14 protein-coding genes are annotated in these 18,638 nt (G+C 63.1%); 5 read left to right on the top strand and 9 right to left on the bottom strand.

What is annotated here, in order from left to right; all coding sequences use genetic code 11:
• Positions 1-20 precede the first annotated feature (20 nt).
• From LDO22_RS21780 to LDO22_RS13885, 4 genes are all read right to left on the bottom strand, one after another.
• Positions 21-152, bottom strand: a complete 132-nt coding sequence (locus LDO22_RS21780) for a hypothetical protein (protein ID WP_263422181.1) — start codon at positions 150-152, stop codon at positions 21-23.
• 345 nt (positions 153-497) lie between these two features.
• Positions 498-632: a hypothetical protein gene (locus tag LDO22_RS21785; RefSeq protein WP_255173822.1), complete on the bottom strand. Its 135-nt coding sequence runs from the start codon at positions 630-632 to the stop codon at positions 498-500.
• 155 nt (positions 633-787) lie between these two features.
• Positions 788-1,372, bottom strand: coding sequence for a histidine phosphatase family protein (locus LDO22_RS13880; protein WP_159629414.1), 585 nt, complete (start codon positions 1,370-1,372; stop codon positions 788-790).
• Entirely contained in the window at positions 1,369-2,877 is a 1,509-nt protein-coding gene (locus LDO22_RS13885) for a CCA tRNA nucleotidyltransferase (protein WP_224023927.1), read from the bottom strand. The genes LDO22_RS13880 and LDO22_RS13885 overlap by 4 nt, the downstream gene beginning before the upstream one ends.
• Before the next feature lie 208 nt (positions 2,878-3,085).
• Here LDO22_RS13885 and LDO22_RS13890 point away from each other — a divergent pair, with 208 nt between their 5' ends.
• From LDO22_RS13890 to trxA, 5 genes are all read left to right on the top strand, one after another.
• Positions 3,086-3,586, top strand: a complete 501-nt coding sequence (locus LDO22_RS13890) for an NUDIX hydrolase (protein WP_159629410.1) — start codon at positions 3,086-3,088, stop codon at positions 3,584-3,586.
• A 60-nt stretch (positions 3,587-3,646) separates the two neighbouring features.
• Positions 3,647-5,788, top strand: a complete 2,142-nt coding sequence (murJ, locus tag LDO22_RS13895; RefSeq protein WP_224023929.1) for a murein biosynthesis integral membrane protein MurJ — start codon at positions 3,647-3,649, stop codon at positions 5,786-5,788.
• 167 nt (positions 5,789-5,955) lie between these two features.
• Entirely contained in the window at positions 5,956-7,650 is a 1,695-nt protein-coding gene (locus LDO22_RS13900) for a discoidin domain-containing protein (RefSeq protein WP_224023931.1), read from the top strand.
• Positions 7,651-7,865: 215 nt separating this feature from the next.
• Positions 7,866-8,822 carry a thioredoxin-disulfide reductase gene (gene trxB, locus LDO22_RS13905; RefSeq protein ID WP_224023932.1) on the top strand — a complete coding sequence of 319 codons (957 nt, stop codon included), beginning with the start codon at positions 7,866-7,868 and terminating at the stop codon, positions 8,820-8,822.
• A 36-nt stretch (positions 8,823-8,858) separates the two neighbouring features.
• Entirely contained in the window at positions 8,859-9,185 is a 327-nt protein-coding gene (gene trxA / locus LDO22_RS13910; protein WP_224023934.1) for a thioredoxin, read from the top strand.
• A gap of 4,730 nt (positions 9,186-13,915) precedes the next feature.
• Here trxA and LDO22_RS13915 read toward each other — a convergent pair.
• From LDO22_RS13915 to yidC, 5 genes are all read right to left on the bottom strand, one after another.
• Positions 13,916-15,190, bottom strand: a complete 1,275-nt coding sequence (locus LDO22_RS13915; RefSeq protein WP_224023936.1) for a ParB/RepB/Spo0J family partition protein — start codon at positions 15,188-15,190, stop codon at positions 13,916-13,918.
• 65 nt (positions 15,191-15,255) lie between these two features.
• Complete coding sequence (locus LDO22_RS13920) at positions 15,256-16,338, bottom strand: ParA family protein (RefSeq protein ID WP_224023937.1); 1,083 nt, start codon at positions 16,336-16,338, stop codon at positions 15,256-15,258.
• Positions 16,339-16,427: 89 nt separating this feature from the next.
• A complete protein-coding gene (gene rsmG / locus LDO22_RS13925) occupies positions 16,428-17,078 on the bottom strand; it encodes a 16S rRNA (guanine(527)-N(7))-methyltransferase RsmG (RefSeq protein WP_224023939.1) in 651 nt (216 codons plus the stop codon).
• A 20-nt stretch (positions 17,079-17,098) separates the two neighbouring features.
• On the bottom strand, positions 17,099-17,662 hold the full coding sequence (locus tag LDO22_RS13930; RefSeq protein ID WP_159629392.1) for a R3H domain-containing nucleic acid-binding protein: 564 nt from the start codon (positions 17,660-17,662) through the stop codon (positions 17,099-17,101).
• Positions 17,662-18,633 (bottom strand): membrane protein insertase YidC, encoded by a 972-nt coding sequence (yidC, locus tag LDO22_RS13935; protein WP_159629390.1) that lies wholly within the window; start codon positions 18,631-18,633, stop codon positions 17,662-17,664. The genes LDO22_RS13930 and yidC overlap by 1 nt, the downstream gene beginning before the upstream one ends.
• Positions 18,634-18,638: the final 5 nt, after the last annotated feature.

Below are 18,638 nucleotides of genomic sequence, written 5' to 3' on the forward strand. Positions count from 1 at the left end.
CTCCAGGTTGGGGCCAGCTGTCAGCGCAGTCCGCCCAACTGCTGGTGCATCAGCACGAACACGTCGTTCCGGTGCTGTTCCAGCAGGGCACTGTTCAAGGAACTGCGGCGCTGCTGGGGCCGGGACAGGAGTCCCAGGATTCGTCGTATCAAGGGAGCCACCTCCTTTCTTTGATAATCAGGAATGGAAAAGGGCACAAAGAATCAGCACCGTTTTATGGCAAAAAAGAGCATGCAAAAACGGTGCGGGAATTCCACAAAAGGAATCAGTGAAAATTGCACGAATCAGCGCAATTAGACAGGCCGGCGCGAAAGAGGCTGTTGCGGAACTGCAAAAGCCGAATGCCAGTTTCTCCGGGCAAGGACCGTTTGAAGGCAGTGCACGTGGCTACGCCAAAAACTGCTTCGGGGAGTCAGCGGGGAACCGCAACGGTCTGCTGCCGGGAGGAACTGGCCGGATACCGCAGCGGCAGTCCCGGCGGGGAAAGCTGGTGCCGGTTAGCGGCGCCGCAGCAGGCCTGGGAGGGCGACGGGCCCGCCCATGCCGGCATTGACCGGGGCAACGCGCGCGGAATCAGCAAAGGCCGGGAACGCATTGATGGGGGCATTCCATTCGCCAGTCAAAGTCATCATTATCCCAACCTCCTTTTCTGCTGTCCGCTGCGTGGATTGCGATGCGGTCTGGAGCCCAGGTGGATCACCGTGGGGTCAGGAATAAAGGTACCGCAGGATTCCGTGAATTGCCAGCAATTTACCGGGAAAGGGTAAAACTTCCCGGAAAATAACTTTTAGAGGCCCCAGCGGACAATAGCGGGTGTCTTCTTATCCCATCCCAGGGTGCAGACCTTGGCCGTCCCCAGGACAAAGTGCCGCCCCTCCGTGGGAGGCAATTCCAGCCAGCGGGCGGTCAATATCCGGGAGAAATGCCCATGTGCCACGATCAGCACGTTATCCATCCCGGATTCCAGGATCCGGCCAATGATCTTGTCCGCCCTCGCGGCCACCTCGTCCAGGGTCTCGCCGTTGGGCACGCCGTGCGTCCAGATCAGGTAATCGGGGTTGTCCTTGCGGATCAGGTCGGAGCTGATGCCTTCGTAGTCGCCGTAGTTCCATTCCACGGCGAGCGGCTCGTGCCGGGCATCGGGGAATCCAGCCAGCTCGGCGGTTCGCCGTGCGCGCCGCAACGGGGAGGTGAGCACCAGGTCGAAATCGACGCCGTCCAGCACCTTGCGGGCCTCCACGGCCTGCTGCTCACCTTCCACGGTCAGCGGGAGGTCGGTGAGGCCGGTGTACTGTCCGCTCTTGGACCATTCGGTCTCGCCGTGGCGGAGGATCCAGAGCTGGGGGCGCGGGGCTAGGGCGGGACTGGTCACTTGGACTCCTCAACGGGTGAAGGTTCGACGACGGCGGGAGAGGCTTCGGCCCCGGGGCCGGCAGGTGCTGATTCAGGCTGTTCGGCCCACCAGCGGAGCAGGCGCGCCTCCGCCTCCCCGGCGGGCAGCGGACCGTGTTCCATGCGTTCATTCAGGAGGAACTTGTAGGCCCGGCCCACCACGGGGCCCGGCTTGAGGTCTAGCAGGGCCATGATCCGGGCACCGTCCAGGTCCGGGCGCACCGCGTCCAGGGACTCCTGCTCACGCAGGGCGGCGATCCGTGACTCGAGGTCGTCGTAGGCGAAGGCCAGGCGTTCGGCCTTCCGCTGGTTCCTGGTGGTGACGTCGGAGCGGGTAAGCCGGTGCAGCCGCTCCAGCAGTGGCCCGGCGTCCGTGACGTAGCGGCGGACGGCGGAGTCGCTCCAGCCGGCGTCGCCGTACCCATAGAAGCGCATATGGAGCTCCACCAGCCGAGCTACGGCCTTGGTGGTGTCATTATCGAACCGCAACGCCTTCATGCGCTTGCTGGTGAACTTGGCCCCCACCATGTCGTGGTGCCGGAAGCTCACCGCGCCGCCCGGTTCAAAACGGCGCGTAGCCGGCTTCCCGACGTCGTGCATCAAGGCTGCAAAGCGCAGCACGAAGTCCGGCCCGGGCACGGGCCCATCCGCGTCCGTTTCAAGATCGGCTGCCTGTTCCAGGACCTGCAGGGAGTGCTGGTACACGTCCTTGTGCCGGTGGTGCTCGTCGGACTCGAGGCGGAGGGCGGACACCTCGGGCAGCACATGCTCGGCCAGCCCCGTGTCCACCAGGAGGTCGATACCTCTCCGCGGCCGGGCCCCGCAGACCAGCTTGACCAGTTCGTCCCGCACACGCTCCGCGGAAATGATCTTGATCCGGTCGGCCATGCCCGTCATGGCATCCCGGACGTCATCGTGGACCGAGACCCCCAATTGGGCGGCGAAGCGTGCGGCGCGCATCATCCGCAAGGGGTCGTCGGAGAAGGACGCTTCCGGCGCCCCCGGCGTGGCCAGCACGGAGGCGTGCAGGTCACGGACACCGCCGAAGGGGTCCACCAGCTCCATGGAGGGCAGCTTCAGCGCCATGGCGTTAATGGTGAAGTCCCGCCGCAGCAGGTCATCCGTCAGGGAGGAACCGAACGCCACCACCGGCTTACGGGAATCAGGATCGTAGGCCTCGGCCCGGTAGGTGGTGATCTCGATCTGGAAACCGGCCTTGCGCATGCCGATGGTGCCGAAAGCCCGGCCTATCTCCCAGAAGTTGTCCGCCCATTTCTTGACCAGGGCCACGGTCTGGTCCGGGGTGGCATCAGTGGTGAAGTCGAGGTCGGGGGAGGTCCGGCCAAGGAACAGGTCGCGCACGGGACCGCCCACCAGGGACAATTCGTGGCCGGCGTCCACGAAGCGCTGTCCGAGCTCCAGGACCACCGGGGGCACCTTGAAGTCGACAGTGTGGGAATCAATCTTGTGATGTGCGTGCGCCATAGTTCCTTAAGCTTGGCAGAAACCAGCGCCTTGGCAGTCCAAAAAAGCGTCACGATCCGCGCTGATTCGTGTTCCCCTCCGGAAAGTGCGTCATATCCCGTCCATGTTGGTGTCATGTTCCGGTCATCACGGGAGGGCAACAGTCGTTAGAGTGGACTCCATGGCCCATCCAGTACCGAGCGCTCCAGGCAGGAGGACAAACGCACCATTGCCGTCGGCAATCGGTGCGCACGTTGCCCCTGCCCAGCAGTCGGCACCGGCATCGCTGCCCACGGTTGAGGAAGTGTCAGCCGGCGGCGTTGTGGTGGACACGTCCGACGCCGAATTGAGGGTGGCGATTATCGCCCGCCTTAACAGGGGTGGACGCCTCGAGTGGTGCCTGCCCAAGGGCCATCCGGAGGGCAAGGAAAACAACGAAGAGGCCGCCGTCCGGGAAATCGCCGAGGAAACCGGCATCGAGGGCATCATACTGGCACCGCTGGGCAGCATCGACTACTGGTTCACCGTCAGCGGCCACCGGGTCCACAAGACCGTGCACCATTACCTGCTGCGTGCCACGGGCGGCGAGCTGACGATCGAAAACGATCCCGACCAGGAAGCCGTGGATGTGGCCTGGGTGCCGATCCAGGAGCTGGCCCGGAAGCTGTCCTTCCCCAACGAACGCCGCATCGCCGACCTCGCCCGCGAGGTCCTGCCCGGACACCTTTAAGCCCGGACGCCGCCGTCGCCATTGCGGTGTTAAGTGCGCGCGGGTGAGACGATGAAGTCGATGTCAGCTACCAACTTTCCTTCCGACCGGTCCGGCCGGCCCGATGACGCCGCGCCCGACGGCGTGCCCCCTGAGCCGGCGGCACCGGACCTTGCGGAGCCTGCAGCGGCAGGCGTCAGCGAGACCCGGTCCAGCGCCATCATGGCCGCCGGGACGCTCGTGTCACGTTTCCTGGGCTTCGCCAAGACCTGGATGCTCGGCACCGCACTGGGCCTGGGTTCAACGGTCAATGACACGTTCATCAATGCCAACAACCTGCCCAACCTGATCTTCCTCCTGGTGGCCGGCGGCGTGTTCAATGCCGTGCTGGTCCCGCAGATCATCAAGGCCAGCAAGGCTCCGGACAGGGGAGCGGACTACATCAGCCGGCTGCTGACGCTGGCTGTCCTGCTCCTCTTCGGCCTGACAGCGCTGGTTACGCTGGCGGCGCCGGGGGTCATCGAACTGACCACGCAGGGGTATTCGCCACAGCAGAAGGCCCTCGCTGTCACCTTTGCGTTCTGGTGCCTGCCGCAGATCTTCTTCTACGGCCTCTACGCCCTGCTCACCCAGGTCCTGAACGCCAACGGCGCGTTCGGCCCAGCCATGTGGGCGCCCATCCTGAACAACGTGGTGGCCATCGCCGGCTTGGGGATGTTCATCTGGATCTTCGGCACCAACGACGTCAATACCCACACCCTGGACAACTGGGGTTCCACCCAGACGCTGTTGGTGGCCGGGTTCTCCACCATTGGCGTGCTGTCGCAGACGGCCATCCTGCTGGTGCCGGTCTTCCGGTTGAAGCTCGGACTCCGCCCCAGGTTCGGCTGGCGCGGCGTGGGACTTGGCCACGCCGCAAAGCTGAGCGTGTGGACGCTGCTTACCGCCGCCGTCGGGCAGCTGGCCTTCCTGTATGTCATGCGCATCGCCACCATTCCCGGCGCGGAACGCATCCGGCTGCAGGAAGCGGGGGACCCGGCCGCGTCCACCCTGCCCGGCAACGCCGTCCTTGAGGTGGCCAGCCAGCTGTACCTGCTGCCGCACTCGATCATCGCGCTGTCCCTGGCCACTGTGCTGTTCAACCGCATGACCCGCGCCTCCCAGGAGGGCAACCGGGCCGAACTGCGGGATGCGCTCTCGCATGGGCTGCGGACCATGGCCGTGGCCACCGTCTTTGGTGCCCTGGCGCTGTTTGCGCTGGCAGGTCCGCTGGGCATGTTCTTCTCAGGCGGCAAGGTGCAGGACGGCGTCATGCTGGCCCAGACGCTGACCATCCTCGCCCTCAGCACCCCGTTCATGAGCGCCAACTTCATGATGTCCCGCGTCTTCTACGCCAACGAGGACGCCCGCACCCCGTTCTACGTGCAGCTGCTCCTGGCAGTGGTTTACGTGGCCGGTGCGTTCGCCATCCAGTTCCTGCCGGTGGGCCAGATCATCTATGCCATCGCCGTCCTCTACATGGTGGGCAACATCCTCTCCGTGGTCATCAGCGCCTTCTTCCTGCGCCGCATGCTGGGGCACCTGGACGGCGCCCGGATCGCCAACTCGTACATCCGCATGGGGTACGCGGCCCTGGGCTCGGCCATTGCCGGCGCAGGTGCCCTGTGGCTCATGGGCAGCTACAACCCGGACGGCTTCGCCTGGAGCGGCCGAATTCAGGCACTCGTGACGCTCGCCGTCGTCGGGCCCGTCATGCTGGCCGTGTACTTCCTGCTCCTCCGGGTGTTCCGTGTCTCTGAGCTCAGCGACATGCTGCGGCCCCTGCTGGGACGGTTCGGCCGGGGCGGCCCAGCCGCTGCTCCGGAAGCCGGGGACGCGCCGTCGCCCTCTCCTTCTGAGGGATCCTCCGCTGACCGCGGGAACCACCCAGAGCGGGCCACCACCTCCGTGGACACCGGCCTCATTCCCCGGATTTCCGGCGAGTTCGACGCCGTCTCCTTCCGTGCGGGCCCGGACCCCCAGCGTGGGGCCCGCCGCCCGGAATCGTACGACGCCGGCGCGCGGCAGGGTGCCGAAGGCGCCTACCTGCCGGGTGAGGACCAGCCCAGCACGGCCCGTGGAGGACTGCTCAGCGAACAGATTCCGCTTCCCGGCCGCCGTACCTACCAGGGGAAGGCCGGCGAGAACCCGTTTTTCAGCAGCCGGCGCAAGCGTAAAAAGTAAATCCCGTGCGCTGCGGCGCCCGTCTTCTCCGCAGCCGCCGGGAGCGGATCGGCTAGGATCGAACAGGTACAGGGGTAGTTGCATTCAGGGCAGGCCGTGCGACGCGGGCACCTGAAGGGCGGTTGCGTCATCGAGGCCGGCAATCCCGGACAGTCTAGGAGGAACACGTGTCCAACCCGATCGATGTCGGATCAGTACTGGGCGGCCGCTACAAGGTCACCGCCACAGTGTTGGCCTCGCACGACCACGATCTGGTGCTGGATGGTGTGGACCAGGTCCTCAACCGCCCGGTCAGCATCCTGGTTGCCGGACCGGAGAACACCGAGCAGGTTGCGCAGAGCGCCCGCGAAGTGGCCACCGGCGAACGTCCCGGAACGGTGCAGGTCCTGGACCTCGGCGTGACCGAGGACGCCACCTACCTCATTACCAACCACACGTCGGCCGCCGACCTCCTGGACCTGGTGGTGGCCCCCAATCCTCCCTACGTGGAGCCGTTCTTCACGGACACCCTGGGCAGCGAAATCTTCGGACAGGCGCGGTCGCACGAGCCCGAACCATACGACGAGGAAGACCACGTCGAGGCGGGCTACATCAGCTACGCCGACTCTCACCCCAACCAGGTTGATCCCTACCGCTCTGCCCCGGACCGGCCTGCTCCTGCCCGGTCGGCTCCTGCCGTCCCGCCCAGGCCTCCGGTCCGGCCCGCCGCCCAGCAGCCGGCTTCCACCGGCCGCACTGGCGCCGCTGCCGCCGGTGCGGGCGCTGCCGCGGCAGCTGCTGGTGCCGCGGCTGCTGGTGCCGCGGCTGCTAGTGCCGCGGCCCCCGCGTCGAAGACGGGGACTGGCTCCTCTCGGACTGATCCCAATGCCACCGCCGCGCAGCCTGTTGCGCACAATGCTGCAACCTCGTCGGAGCGTTCAGCCTCCGCAGAGGCGGATACGGGCCCGAACGATACCGCTGCTGTGGCCCACACTGCGGCAGGTGCCCAGCCTTCCGCCGGGGACCGCAAGCCCAAGGTGTCCCTCTGGTCCAATGACGACTACGCCCAGGCGGGGGACCAGGACCCCTACGAGGACACAGACGATGCTCCGGAGGAACCCCGCCCGGTCAGGAGCAAGTCGGCGCTCTTCGCCCGCGCCGCAGCACCCGCTGCCGCCGGTGTGTCGTTCGCTGACCGGGACGACTACAACGATGACCGTGATGAGTCTGAAAACCAGCCCCGGTCGATGCGCTGGCTCGTTGGGGGCCTGCTGGCTGTAGTGCTCATCGCAGGCCTGATCTTCGCCGTGACCAACCTGGGAAGCCTCTTCACGTCGGAGCCGCAGGCCAAGCCGACGGCTGCTCCTGTTACCAGTGGCGCCCCGCAGAACTCTGCACCGGCAACGCAGGCAGCCCCGTCCGCGCCGCCGGTGGTCCCGCCGGCCATCGAAAGTGTCACCCGCCAGGGGAACTTTGATTTCGCCGCGACCTTCGACGGAGACCTGGTCAAGGCATATGACGGCAACGCCGCCAGCTACTGGTCGGACATGGAGTTCGCAACGGAGAACTGGGGTGGCCTGGCCCCCCAGGGCGTCCCGCTGGTTGTGAAGTTGAAGGGCACTGCCACCATCTCTTCCATCACGCTCTCCCAGCTCGGGGGATCGGGCGGCAACATCACCGTTTACACCAACGACAAGCCTTCCATGGACGGCGCCAAGGCAGTCGGGACGAACAGCTTCACGTCCACTGACTTGAACATGCCCCTCCCGGAACCCGTCCAGGCGCAGTACGTCATCGTATCGATCAATGCACTGCCCAAACTTGCGGCGCCCAAGACCCGGTACGGCTACGGTCTCCGGCTCGCCGAAATCAAGGTCCAGTAGCGCTTAGTCGCAATAGTGCACCCCTGGTGCTGGAATCCATTCCCCAGCAGCAGGGAATGTACTCTACAAAGAGCGCCCTGCGACGGCTGGACCTCTGTCTCCTGCGATGGCCCACGGTGTCCGGGCGCTGGAATATTCAGCACCCGGACACAGTTGTGCCATGTGGCCGGCCTCCACCGGGAGGCGAGTCGAACAAGGAAGAGGTTCACGGTCCAGTGACCATCGAAGAGAAGACGGCGTCGGACGTTCGCGACGTCATTATTGTGGGCTCAGGTCCGGCGGGCTACACGGCCGCCGTCTACACAGCCAGGGCAAACCTCAAGCCTTTGCTGCTGGCTGGTTCGGTAACCGCCGGCGGCGAACTGATGAACACCACGGACGTGGAGAATTATCCCGGGTTCCCGGAAGGCATCATGGGCCCGGACCTGATGGAAAACTTCGAGAAGCAGGCGGCACGGTTCGGGACGGAGATCCAGTTCGAGGATGTAACTGCCCTTGAGCTCGACGGCCCCGTCAAGACGGTCACCATCGCTACGGGGGAGACCTTCAAGGCAAAGGCTGTCATCCTCTCCACCGGCTCTGCGTACCGGGAATTGGGCCTGCCCAATGAGAAGCGGCTCTCGGGCCACGGTGTGAGCTGGTGCGCAACCTGTGACGGTTTCTTCTTCAAGGATCAGGACATCGCTGTCATCGGCGGCGGCGACTCCGCCATGGAAGAGGCGCTGTTCCTCACCAAGTTCGCGAAATCAGTAACGGTTGTCCACCGCCGTGACTCGCTGAAGGCATCGAAGATCATGGCCGACCGTGCACTCGCCCACGAAAAGATCAACTTCGTCTGGAACAGCACCGTCGATGACGTCCTGGGAACCGAGAAAGTGACCGGTCTTCGGCTGAAGAACCTCCTGGACGCCTCCGTGTCCGATCTTCCCGTCACCGGTGTATTTGTTGCCATCGGCAATGACCCCCGCACTGACCTCGTCAAGGGCGTTCTGGATCTGACCCCGGAGGGAACCATTGCCGTGGACGGGAGGAGCTCCCGCACCAGTCTCCCGGGTGTCTTCGCTGCCGGTGACGTTGTGGACCCCACCTACCGCCAGGCGATTACCGCCTCGGGTTCGGGATGTGTTGCGGCCATCGATGTTGAGCACTACCTGGCAGACCTGCCCGCATAATCCGCGCCACTGTTATTCGAAGAGAAAGATAAGGTTATGAGCAACGCAAAAGATGTGACTGACGCAAGTTTCGGCACCGATGTCCTGTCCGCCGATAAGCCGGTAATTGTTGATTTCTGGGCCGAATGGTGCGGTCCCTGCCGCAAGCTCGGACCAATTCTGGATGAAATTTCAGTGGAATACGGCGAAAAGGTTAACGTCGTCAAGGTCAACGTCGACGACAACCCCGCCATTGCTGCCCAGTACGGAATCACTTCCATTCCGGCCGTCTACCTATTCCAGGGCGGCGAAGTGAAGAACACCGTTATCGGTGCCAAGCCGAAGCAGTTCTTCGAGAAGGAATTCTCTGACGTTCTGTCCTAGTATCGGGGGACCCTGCGGGTTTAGCCGGGGTCTAACTGAAAGTGGCCATCGCCTTCGGGTGGTGGCCACTTTTTTGCCTGTGCTCCGGAGATCTGGAGCTCTGGAGTCATGGTGGTAGACATGAGACGTGTGTGCAGGTGTGCGGATGGTCCGAAGCCTGCGCCTGGGTGCCCGTTGCCGGTACGTTTCACGTGAAACACGGCCAATCGACGCGGAACTCGTTTCCACACACGTGCCGATTCACTACCACTGAGGCATTAAGGCTTATGCCGAGCTGTGATGTACGTAGGCCGCCCGGTCAGCATATGGCGCCTGCTGACCGTTTTTGGATGAGCGCATCTGCTCGCATCGGTAGCGGAGTGCGCATGTAGATCGACGTTATGGAAAATGCATCAAGTGCGTCTGCGAAGCGATATGCCAGGACGTCGGGGGATGACCCCAGCTTGGAGCACCCACCACCGTCGAAGGCCGATGGTAAGTCTTAGCTATGAACCCTTGATGACGCTTGGAGCCCTGTTTCACGTGAAACATGCAGCGCTCAGCGCCCCAATCTAGCCCGCTAGGTGTCGGGGCGCACTCATCACTTTGCCCCTCGGAGTATGTCACCATTCAGCGGAAGCAGCCTACGGGAAGGCTGCACCTCGGGCCGCGGCTCGGCCGGAACAAAGCTGGCCCATCTTCGACAGGTATCCGCCTGGTCGTCCGGATGCAAATATCCATTGTCCAGCGTGCTTCCTGCGCCATTGCAGAAAGCAGGTACCCGCATCGGAGACGCATATATCAGAGTCGAAGGTATAGGGACCTGGATGCTGGCCTTCTGCGTCGGCCACAGGACGAGCGCCGAGCAGGGAACCCGCAGCCGCCTACATCCATGTTGGATGTGGCTGGACAGCACGTGCACAGGCGGGCGAACCTGGTAGCTTGGGCGCGCGTGTTTTGGGGTTGCGTACAAAAGATGCTGCAGCACACCATCGCGACGATAGGTCACCATAGTTTGAGGATCACCGTGCGTATAGCGGGTACCAAAAGCGTCTACCGGGTACAAGACGCTTAGCCGCACGGATCCGTAGAGGTTGGCGCGGCGCGGGTCATGAATGCGGGCGACTCAGTAACGCGCGCGCCAGCCAGGGCCACGCTTGGGGGTATGGCGTGGCCACCATTGAAGCGTGGTGAACGATCTGAAAGCCCACGTGCCCTTCGGTGGACGCCCGATGTCCACTCACAGATTCAGAAGCAACTCAATCACGCGTTTAGGAACTCCGACGGAGTCTCGCCTGCCATCCAGCTACTCCTGAGCTGTTTCACGTGAAACAATCCCTGGCGACGGCCGGCATGTTTCACGTGAAACGGCGGCCCAGAATACTGAGCGCGCAGCTATGTGGCGGGTCGAATATGGACTCTGCGGCTGCTTCGTCATTCTACTCGAGAGAGAGGGGGACCGCGCCGACATTCGGGAGAGGGCAGCGATTGGTATCGCAGCCGACAGGCGGAACAGTTGACGTTCCGGATAACAGGGAACCGCCGCTATCCAGCTGGCAGCTAGCCTGTATCCGGTGGCCCGGGTACGGTGGTCGGTGTGGAAGGATGGAGCGCCCGCAGCCTCTGGAGGCTAGGGCCCACGAAGCACGTGTCATATTCAAATAGGACCGCCATCACAGCGGGTTCTGGGCTCCGGAACGTCGGCTCCTCGCGCTTGAGTGTCCGCCACTGGACTCTGCTGTCCCATGCAAGGTTGTAGGGGGGGGCTGGGTGAGGACCTGCCGCCTGTACTGAAAATGCATCCAGGCAGACAAATACGCTGCCGCTCGAAGCACTCAGCTCAGACCGTTACGCCTCTCAGGGCCACGCTAAGGCCAAGCGGACTTACGGACTGCCCGCGAAAGACGGGGCTGAATACTGCAGCTGTCCGCTGACTCCGTCACTGGCACCATACCCATAAGCGGCAAGGGACTGTGATTTTATCCACACTGTTATCCACAACATAGCGCCTCAGTAATCCACACACTTATCCACAGGCCCGCGGCGCTTTCGAGTCTGCGTCCACTGGAGCTAGTGTGGGGCCCGTGGCCGGCATGACCCATACTGAGGTCTTGTCGTGTGAGCCCATCGACGTGACACGCTATCCGTGGGGCCCTTGGCCCCGCATCCAGGGTACCTCCGTAACCAATTTGAGTAGTCTATACATCGTCGACCCGCACGTATGGTCAGCCCCAGCGGTTTCACGTGAAACATCCGCGAGCACATGCGGCGTCACTGGTTCCACGGCCCTAGTCGTGCGGTCGTGACCAACCCTCTGCGGCACTCCCAGGGGTTAGTCCCGGCGCAATGCTGGCGCGTGATATCCCCAACGTTATCCACAGGGATATCCACCGGGCATTTGCCCTTCTCGTTAGGGCAGGAGCAGATTCTGCTGCCCTGGCCCGGACGGCCAGAAATGGGAGTGCTGCCTGGAAGACTCCCGCCCGCTGGTGACTCCAGTCGAAGACAGGTCCCTCCCAGGCGACGGGCAGGAACTCATACGCAGACCGGGGGGACTGCACGTCTGCAGGGGCCGCCCGCCTACCCGCGCGCGTGGCTGGACTGCTGCAGGCTCACCACCGACAACCAGCTATACCGCATCCCTGGGACTGCAGGACGCCTCATGGGGAGGATCACCGCGTGACAGGAAATGGAACCGTCCGACTGGACCGGTAAAACGCGTAGCGGCTCTCCCCGGATGTCAGGTACGGAGCCTCAGCAGTACACAGCCGGTCACTCAGGGAGCTCGACATTCCCCTCGGTAGCGGGCTACGTTCCTGAGCGCAGTGCCGAAGTGCCAATGGCACCGGCGATGCGCACCAGTTGGTGGGATTATTGTCGCAGACTGCAGAACAACACCATGGAGAGGGCGGGAAAAAGGAGACCGCGCGCAAAGTGTGGGGCTTCCTACCTATCGGCGGTCAGCATACCGGGAAGTGCCACATTACCGGGACAGAGAAAGCTCCAAGGTGAGTCGATCCCTCAGCGCCTCAGCGCGGCTACGCAGCAACGCAGCAACGCAGCAACGCAGCAACGCAGCAACGCAGATAAACCGACGTCGCCGCGGCTAGGAGCCCAGACAGTCACCGGGCCACGGAGTGTAGAGGCATGACTATTGTCGCTCCCGGCCGATACTAGGTGCCTCTGGCCTGAGACTAACTGACTAGAGGCTCCATTACTCGGAGGACTGCAGGCGTGCTGACGCCCCTTGACGCCTGATGGGCTTTTGTAGACGGGGGAGTCCGCCTGCACTGCCCCCTCTCTGCCCTGGTTACTGCTAGCTAGTTGTCTCTCCTAGCGGAGCGCCTGCACCGCTTGTTTCACGTGAAACGCTTGCAAGCCCTAGAATCGGGGTCTAGGCGGTAATGATGCACAGGCATCACGACCCGGTTGGGATGCATCTGATTGTCTACTTCAGACGTGGACATCTGAGGTGGGTCCTCGTCGGTGCATGGCAGATAAGGTTTGCCGAGCCTCTTGAGGCCACCCCACGCCCGGCCGCCAGTATCGGGCGGCATCCGCCCACGGCTGACAGCAATGCGGTGCAAGGTTTCACGTGAAACGTCCACGCTCACCACGGGTCTCTGTATGTTTCACGTGAAACCGGCACAGCTCCGGCCAGCATAAGCTCTTCCCTCGAACGTCCGCGCCCCTTTGCCGAGCGAAAGTCCCCCAAAGCCGCGTCGTCTTCTCGAAGGATCGGCAAAGGCTGGGTACCAGCGGATACGTAGAGTAGACCAGCCGGAAACTACGAAAGCGCATTATGGGGCAGCGCACGCTGCCTCGCCGGGGGCGAGCGGCACGGCGAGACGGCTGGTAGTGGTAGAAGATACAGCATTCTGACGCCACTGAATGCGGGGACTCCTTCGATGTTGTGGCCGCATCAGCGCGGCTTATGGGCCGCCAGGGTGCTCATCCCGCTCATTCCCGTATGCAGTACGGATCAACAGGAGATGACAGGTGCAGCGCACCAGGAGATAGCGTATAAAGCCGGCTGTAGGCGCCAACTCACGGCATGAGCGACCCCAGACCATGTCCTGCCCGCGGAGTGGCGTGTACTTGGGCGATCACGACCCGTGCCTACAGCCGCTCAAGTCGGCGCCAAACGTCGCCGCTTCTCCTAGGCGACTGCAATGTCCGTTGTACAACACACTTTGCCCCCCACTACTGGGCAGCAAAAGGGCCCACAGTGTCGCTCTAGATACGGCAAACGCCTCGTATTTGGGGGTGCCAGCACCAGTACGGCTGGGTCAGACGACTTCGGTAGTTCTGGCCTACCAGGAGTTTCACGTTAAACGTAGACGCGGGGCGTTGACGCGGTGAAACGCAATCCCCGCTGGGATCCTGCACGCTTGGTGGAACCGCAGAAACGCGGTCGGAGCCTTCATGAACCGCTCCCTGGCTGCGCAGCTTGCGGCGAAACAGTCCTCGACCAGAATTTCTTCAGACTCTCATTCCAAACTCTTCCGACGGGGAGCGCGCGGGCTGCTCCACGCCTACCGGCCATCCGAACCCGGTGCGCTGACCGCCGTGCCTGACGCAGTCTCCCTCTCCGACGCGGACAAGGTACAACGAAACCACAAGACGCCGGTAAGGGTCGCAGGTATGAGCATCTCCACCTAACAGCCGGCCGTTGGGTGGGCTGGATAAGCTCCTAGGCCACCTAAGACAAAAAAGGCCCGATTCACAAAGAATCGGGCCTTTCTCAGGGATTAGTTACTGGAACCCGGCGCCAGGACGTCCATGATCCGGTTCAAGTCCTCAACGCTGGCAAACTCGATACTGACCTTGCCTTTCCTGACGCCCAGCGAGATCTTGACGTTGGTGTCAAGACGGTCGGAGAGCGAGGATGCAAGATAGTCCAGCCGCTCGTGCCTCGCACCGGGGCGCGGAATGTTGTTCTTGGGAGGCTTGGCAGGATCCTGGTAGAGGGTCACTGCTTCCTCTGTTGCCCTGACGGACATCCCTTCCGCCACGATCTTCTGGGCCAGCCGTTCCATGGCTGCTGCATCCGGAAGCGACAGAAGGGCTCTGGCATGGCCTGCGGAAAGCACACCGGCGGCCACGCGGCGCTGCACCAGAGGGGGCAGCTTGAGGAGGCGAAGCGTATTGGACACCTGGGGCCGGGAACGGCCGATACGGTCGGCCAGCTGCTCGTGGGTGGTGCCGAAGTCCTCCAGGAGCTGCTGGTAAGCCGCCGCCTCTTCAAGGGGGTTCAGCTGACTGCGGTGCAGGTTCTCGAGCAGGGCATCCCGCAAGAGGTCGTCATCCGTTGTGTCACGGATGATCGCGGGAATGGTTTCCAGCCCTGCTGCCTGCACAGCACGCCACCGGCGCTCACCCATGACGAGCTCATAGGGTTCGCTACCGTCTTCGGTTGAAGTACGGACAACAATTGGCTGCAGGACGCCGATTTCCCGCACGGAATGAACCAGCTCCGCCATATCGTCTTCATCAAAGACGCTTCGGGGCTGTTTCCGGTTGGGATGGATATCAGCAACGGGGATTTCCGCGAAACGGGCGCCGGGAACCTCCACGAGTTCGACACCGGAGTCCGCTGGACTCGTTACCCCGGCAGCAGCAGATGCTTCCATTGAAGGGCCAGGTTCAGCGGCTGCCTTCACCTCAGGGTTGGGCACGGGCGCCTTTTTGGCGGGAGCCCTTTTCGTTGGAGCGGTAGCCGCAGCTGAAGCTGCCTCCGTCTTTCCGTCTTCACTGACCTTGGCCCCAGTGGACTTGGCAGCCGCCGGCCTGGCTGAGGACCGGTTGCCCGAACCCGCGGAATCCTTTGCCTGGGTCTTGGCAGCAGCGGGCGCGGCAGGCGTCGCAGGTTGCTCCAACGGTTCAGTCTTCTTCCGGCCCTCGGGGAAGAAGAGATCCACGGGCCGGGACACCGCCCCACCGTTACCGGAGGACCCATTGGCTGCGGCGGAACTAGGAATCAGCGCGCCAAGACCGCGGCCTAGGCCCCGTCGCTTCTCGCTCATGGGTAAATCCCTCCAGTGGTAGACCCAGGACCAGCCTGGCTCCGTGCGTTGCGGTATTGAAGATTCTAGCGTTCGGCTATTTCAGCAGCGGCTTCCAAGTAGGACAGTGCACCACTTGAGGAAGGGTCGTACGTCATGACGGTCTGCTGGTAGCTGGGGGCCTCGGAGATCCGCACAGACCGCGGCACGACGGCCGAAAGCACCTGCTCGGGGAAGTGCTGGCGCACCTCGGCGGCTACCTGTGCAGCGAGGTTTGTGCGGCCGTCGTACATGGTCAGCAGGATGGTGGAAACAACAAGATCTGCATTGAGGTGCTTCTGGATCATCTCAATGTTCTTGAGGAGCTGGCTGAGGCCTTCCAACGCGTAATACTCGCACTGGATGGGGATCAGTACCTCGTTGGCCGCACAAAAAGCGTTGACGGTCAGCAGGCCCAGGCTCGGCGGGCAGTCGATGAAGACGTAGTCCAGGCGCTCTTCGCCGTTCTTCTCGCGCACCTTCGCGTAGACGTCGATGGCCCGCCGCAAACGCTGTTCGCGGGCCACGAGCGACACCAGTTCAATTTCCGCACCGGCAAGGTGGATGGTGGCCGGCGCACAGATGAGCTTTCCGATGTCCGGGCACGGGGCAACAACATCAGCCAGCGGGACGTCATTGATCAGTACGTCGTAGATGCTGTCCACGTCTGCGTGGTGTTCGATCCCCAAGGCAGTGGAAGCATTGCCCTGCGGATCGATATCGATGACCAGGACGTTGAGTCCGGCAGCAGCCAGCGCGGCGGCAATGTTCACGGTGGTGGTGGTTTTGCCCACACCGCCCTTTTGGTTGGACACCGTAAAGATCCGGGTCTTCTCAGGGCGCGGGAGCTTTCGTCCCATCAGGCGCTCACGGCGCTTCGTCTCGTGGGCAAGCTCGCGGGCGATGGGGCTCGAGTCGTCAATGGCGTCAATGACGTTGGAACGACCGCCGGGGGTTGTTTCACGTGAAACCGCGCTAGCGGACGTGGGCGAGGCAACCGTCTTAGGGTGATTACCACCCCGACCCGGAGCCATGGCGGTGCCCGCCAGTCCTGACCCAGCGACAGAACGTGCCGACCCCAAGGACACAAACGGCGGGATCCGTTGTGCGGAGGCTTCACTACTGGTCACTGGGGCACACTCACTCTCGTTCAGCCAATTTTGCTGCCGTTGTCTAGCCTAACTGCTCGCACCTGCTGACAGCCGTCAGCGGGCCCGCGTTAGGACTTCTTTTGGGACTTGTTCACCACGATGCGGACCACCGTGGTGGGCTCTTCCAGCAGGTTGTCACCCACCGTCAGCACCGAGGTCTCCACACCACCCAGCTTCCGGATGGTCTTTGCCGCCTTCTCGATCTCTTCGCCGGCGCTGCGGCCCTTGATGGCCACCACTTCACCGCGCCCTCCCAACAGGGGAATGGTAAGGCCGGCGAGGTTGGTCAATGCCGATACGGCGCGGGCGGTCACAACGTCGGCCTCCACGTGACCCACGGCCAGCTCGGCCCGGGTACGCATCACCGTGACATTGTCCAGGCCGAGGTCATCAACCACTTCCTGGAGCCAGATCACCCGGCGCTCCAGCGGTTCGATGAGGGTCAGCTCAAGGTCGGGACGCGCGATCGCAAGGCAAAGGCCAGGCAGTCCTGCGCCGCTTCCGACGTCGGCCACATGGCTCCCGTGGGCGATCTCGCTTTCAATGACCGCGCAATTAAGCACGTGGCGGCTCCACAGCCTGGGAACCTCGCGCGGGCCGATCAGGCCCCGTTCCGTCCCGGACGTAGCGAGGTGCTCAACGTACCGCTTGGCCAGCTCGAGGCGGTCGCCGAAGATCTTCTCAGCAGCGCGAAGCTCTGCTGCCGTGATGTCAACCATAACTATTGGGTCAGCATTCTCTAGTCTGCGGAAACAACAATGTGGCGTCCGGCGCCTTCGCCCTCGGACTCGCTGACCAGGCCGAGATCGGCAACGGCGTCGTGCACGATCTTGCGTTCGTAGGCGCTCATCGGCTCAAGGGCCACCGACTTGCCGGTTTCCTTCACGGAAGCCGCGGCCTCTTCGGCGATCTTCTGCAAATGCCCGGTACGTTCCTGCCGGTAGCCGTTGATGTCCAGGACAAGCCGCGAACGGTTCTCCGTTGCGGACAGCACTGCCAGGCGGGTGAGCTCCTGCAAAGCTTCCAGGACTTCACCGTCCTCGCCAACCAGGCCTTCCAGCCCCTCGGCCTCATCCTCGGCGACGATGGAGATGTAGGTCCGTCCGTTGCGGACCTCGATGTCGATGTCGCCGTCGATGTCGGCAATGTCCAGCAGCTCTTCCAGGTAATCGGCAGCCACGTCGCCCTCTTCTTCGAGGCGACTTGCGGTGGAGCCCTTGGGGGACGAACCATCCTGGCCCACGGACACGTCCTGATCTTCGATTTCTTCAGTAAAGGCGTGTTCGGTGCTCTCAGCTGACATTACTTCTTCTTCCTGTTCTTGCGCTGGGGCTGGACGCGCTGCGCCTTGATCTCAACTGCGGCCGCCGCTGCGGCGTCCGCTGCTTCATCCCGCTTCCCGCTGAGGACGGACAGGGCCGGCAGGCCCTTGGCGGCACGGCGTTCGGCGAGGGCCTTGGCTGCGGGGGATCCCGGCGTCGGCATGCGGCGGATGACGAAGAACTGCTGGCCCATGGTCCAAAGGTTGGTGGTGGTCCAGTAGATCAGCACACCGATGGGGAAGTTGATGCCACCCACGCCGAAGACGAGAGGCAGGATATACAGCATCATCTTCTGCTGGCGCATGAACGGGCTGGCCATGGCTTCTTCAGACATGTTCTTGGCCATGATCTGCTTCTGGGTGATGAACTGCGAGGCCGTCATGGCAATGATCATCACGATGGAGAGCACCACGACGGCGACCTGGCCGCTGCCGCCCCCGCCGTGCAGCAGGGAAGCGGACAGCGGAGCACCAAAAATGCTTGACGCATCGAACTCGACTACCTGCTCGTGGCTCATGGCCCCGATGCCGGCGCCCTGGTCCTTGGCGGCGGAAATACCGGAGAGCACCTGGAACAGGGCAAAGAAGAACGGCATCTGGATCAGCATGGGCAGGCACGCCGAGAACGGGTTGGTCCCGTGCTTCTTGTACATGGCCATCTGTTCCTGGGCCATCGCCTGGCGGGACAGCTGGTCAGTCTTGCCCTTGTACTTGTCCTGGAGCTTCTTCAGGTCCGGCTGCAGCAACTGCATGCCGCGCTGGGCCTTGATCTGCTTGACGAATACCGGGATCAGTGCGGCACGGATCACCAGCACCAGTCCGATGATGGACAGTGTCCACGTCCAGCCGTTCGCGGCGGGCATCCCGATGGCGCTCAGGCCATCGTGGAATCCAATCATGATGATGGAAACCAGCCACTTGAACGGGGCCATGATTGTTCCAAAGAAGTCCATACTTA

Source organism: Arthrobacter sp. NicSoilC5 (assembly GCF_019977395.1).
Classification (GTDB): Bacteria; Actinomycetota; Actinomycetes; order Actinomycetales; family Micrococcaceae; genus Arthrobacter.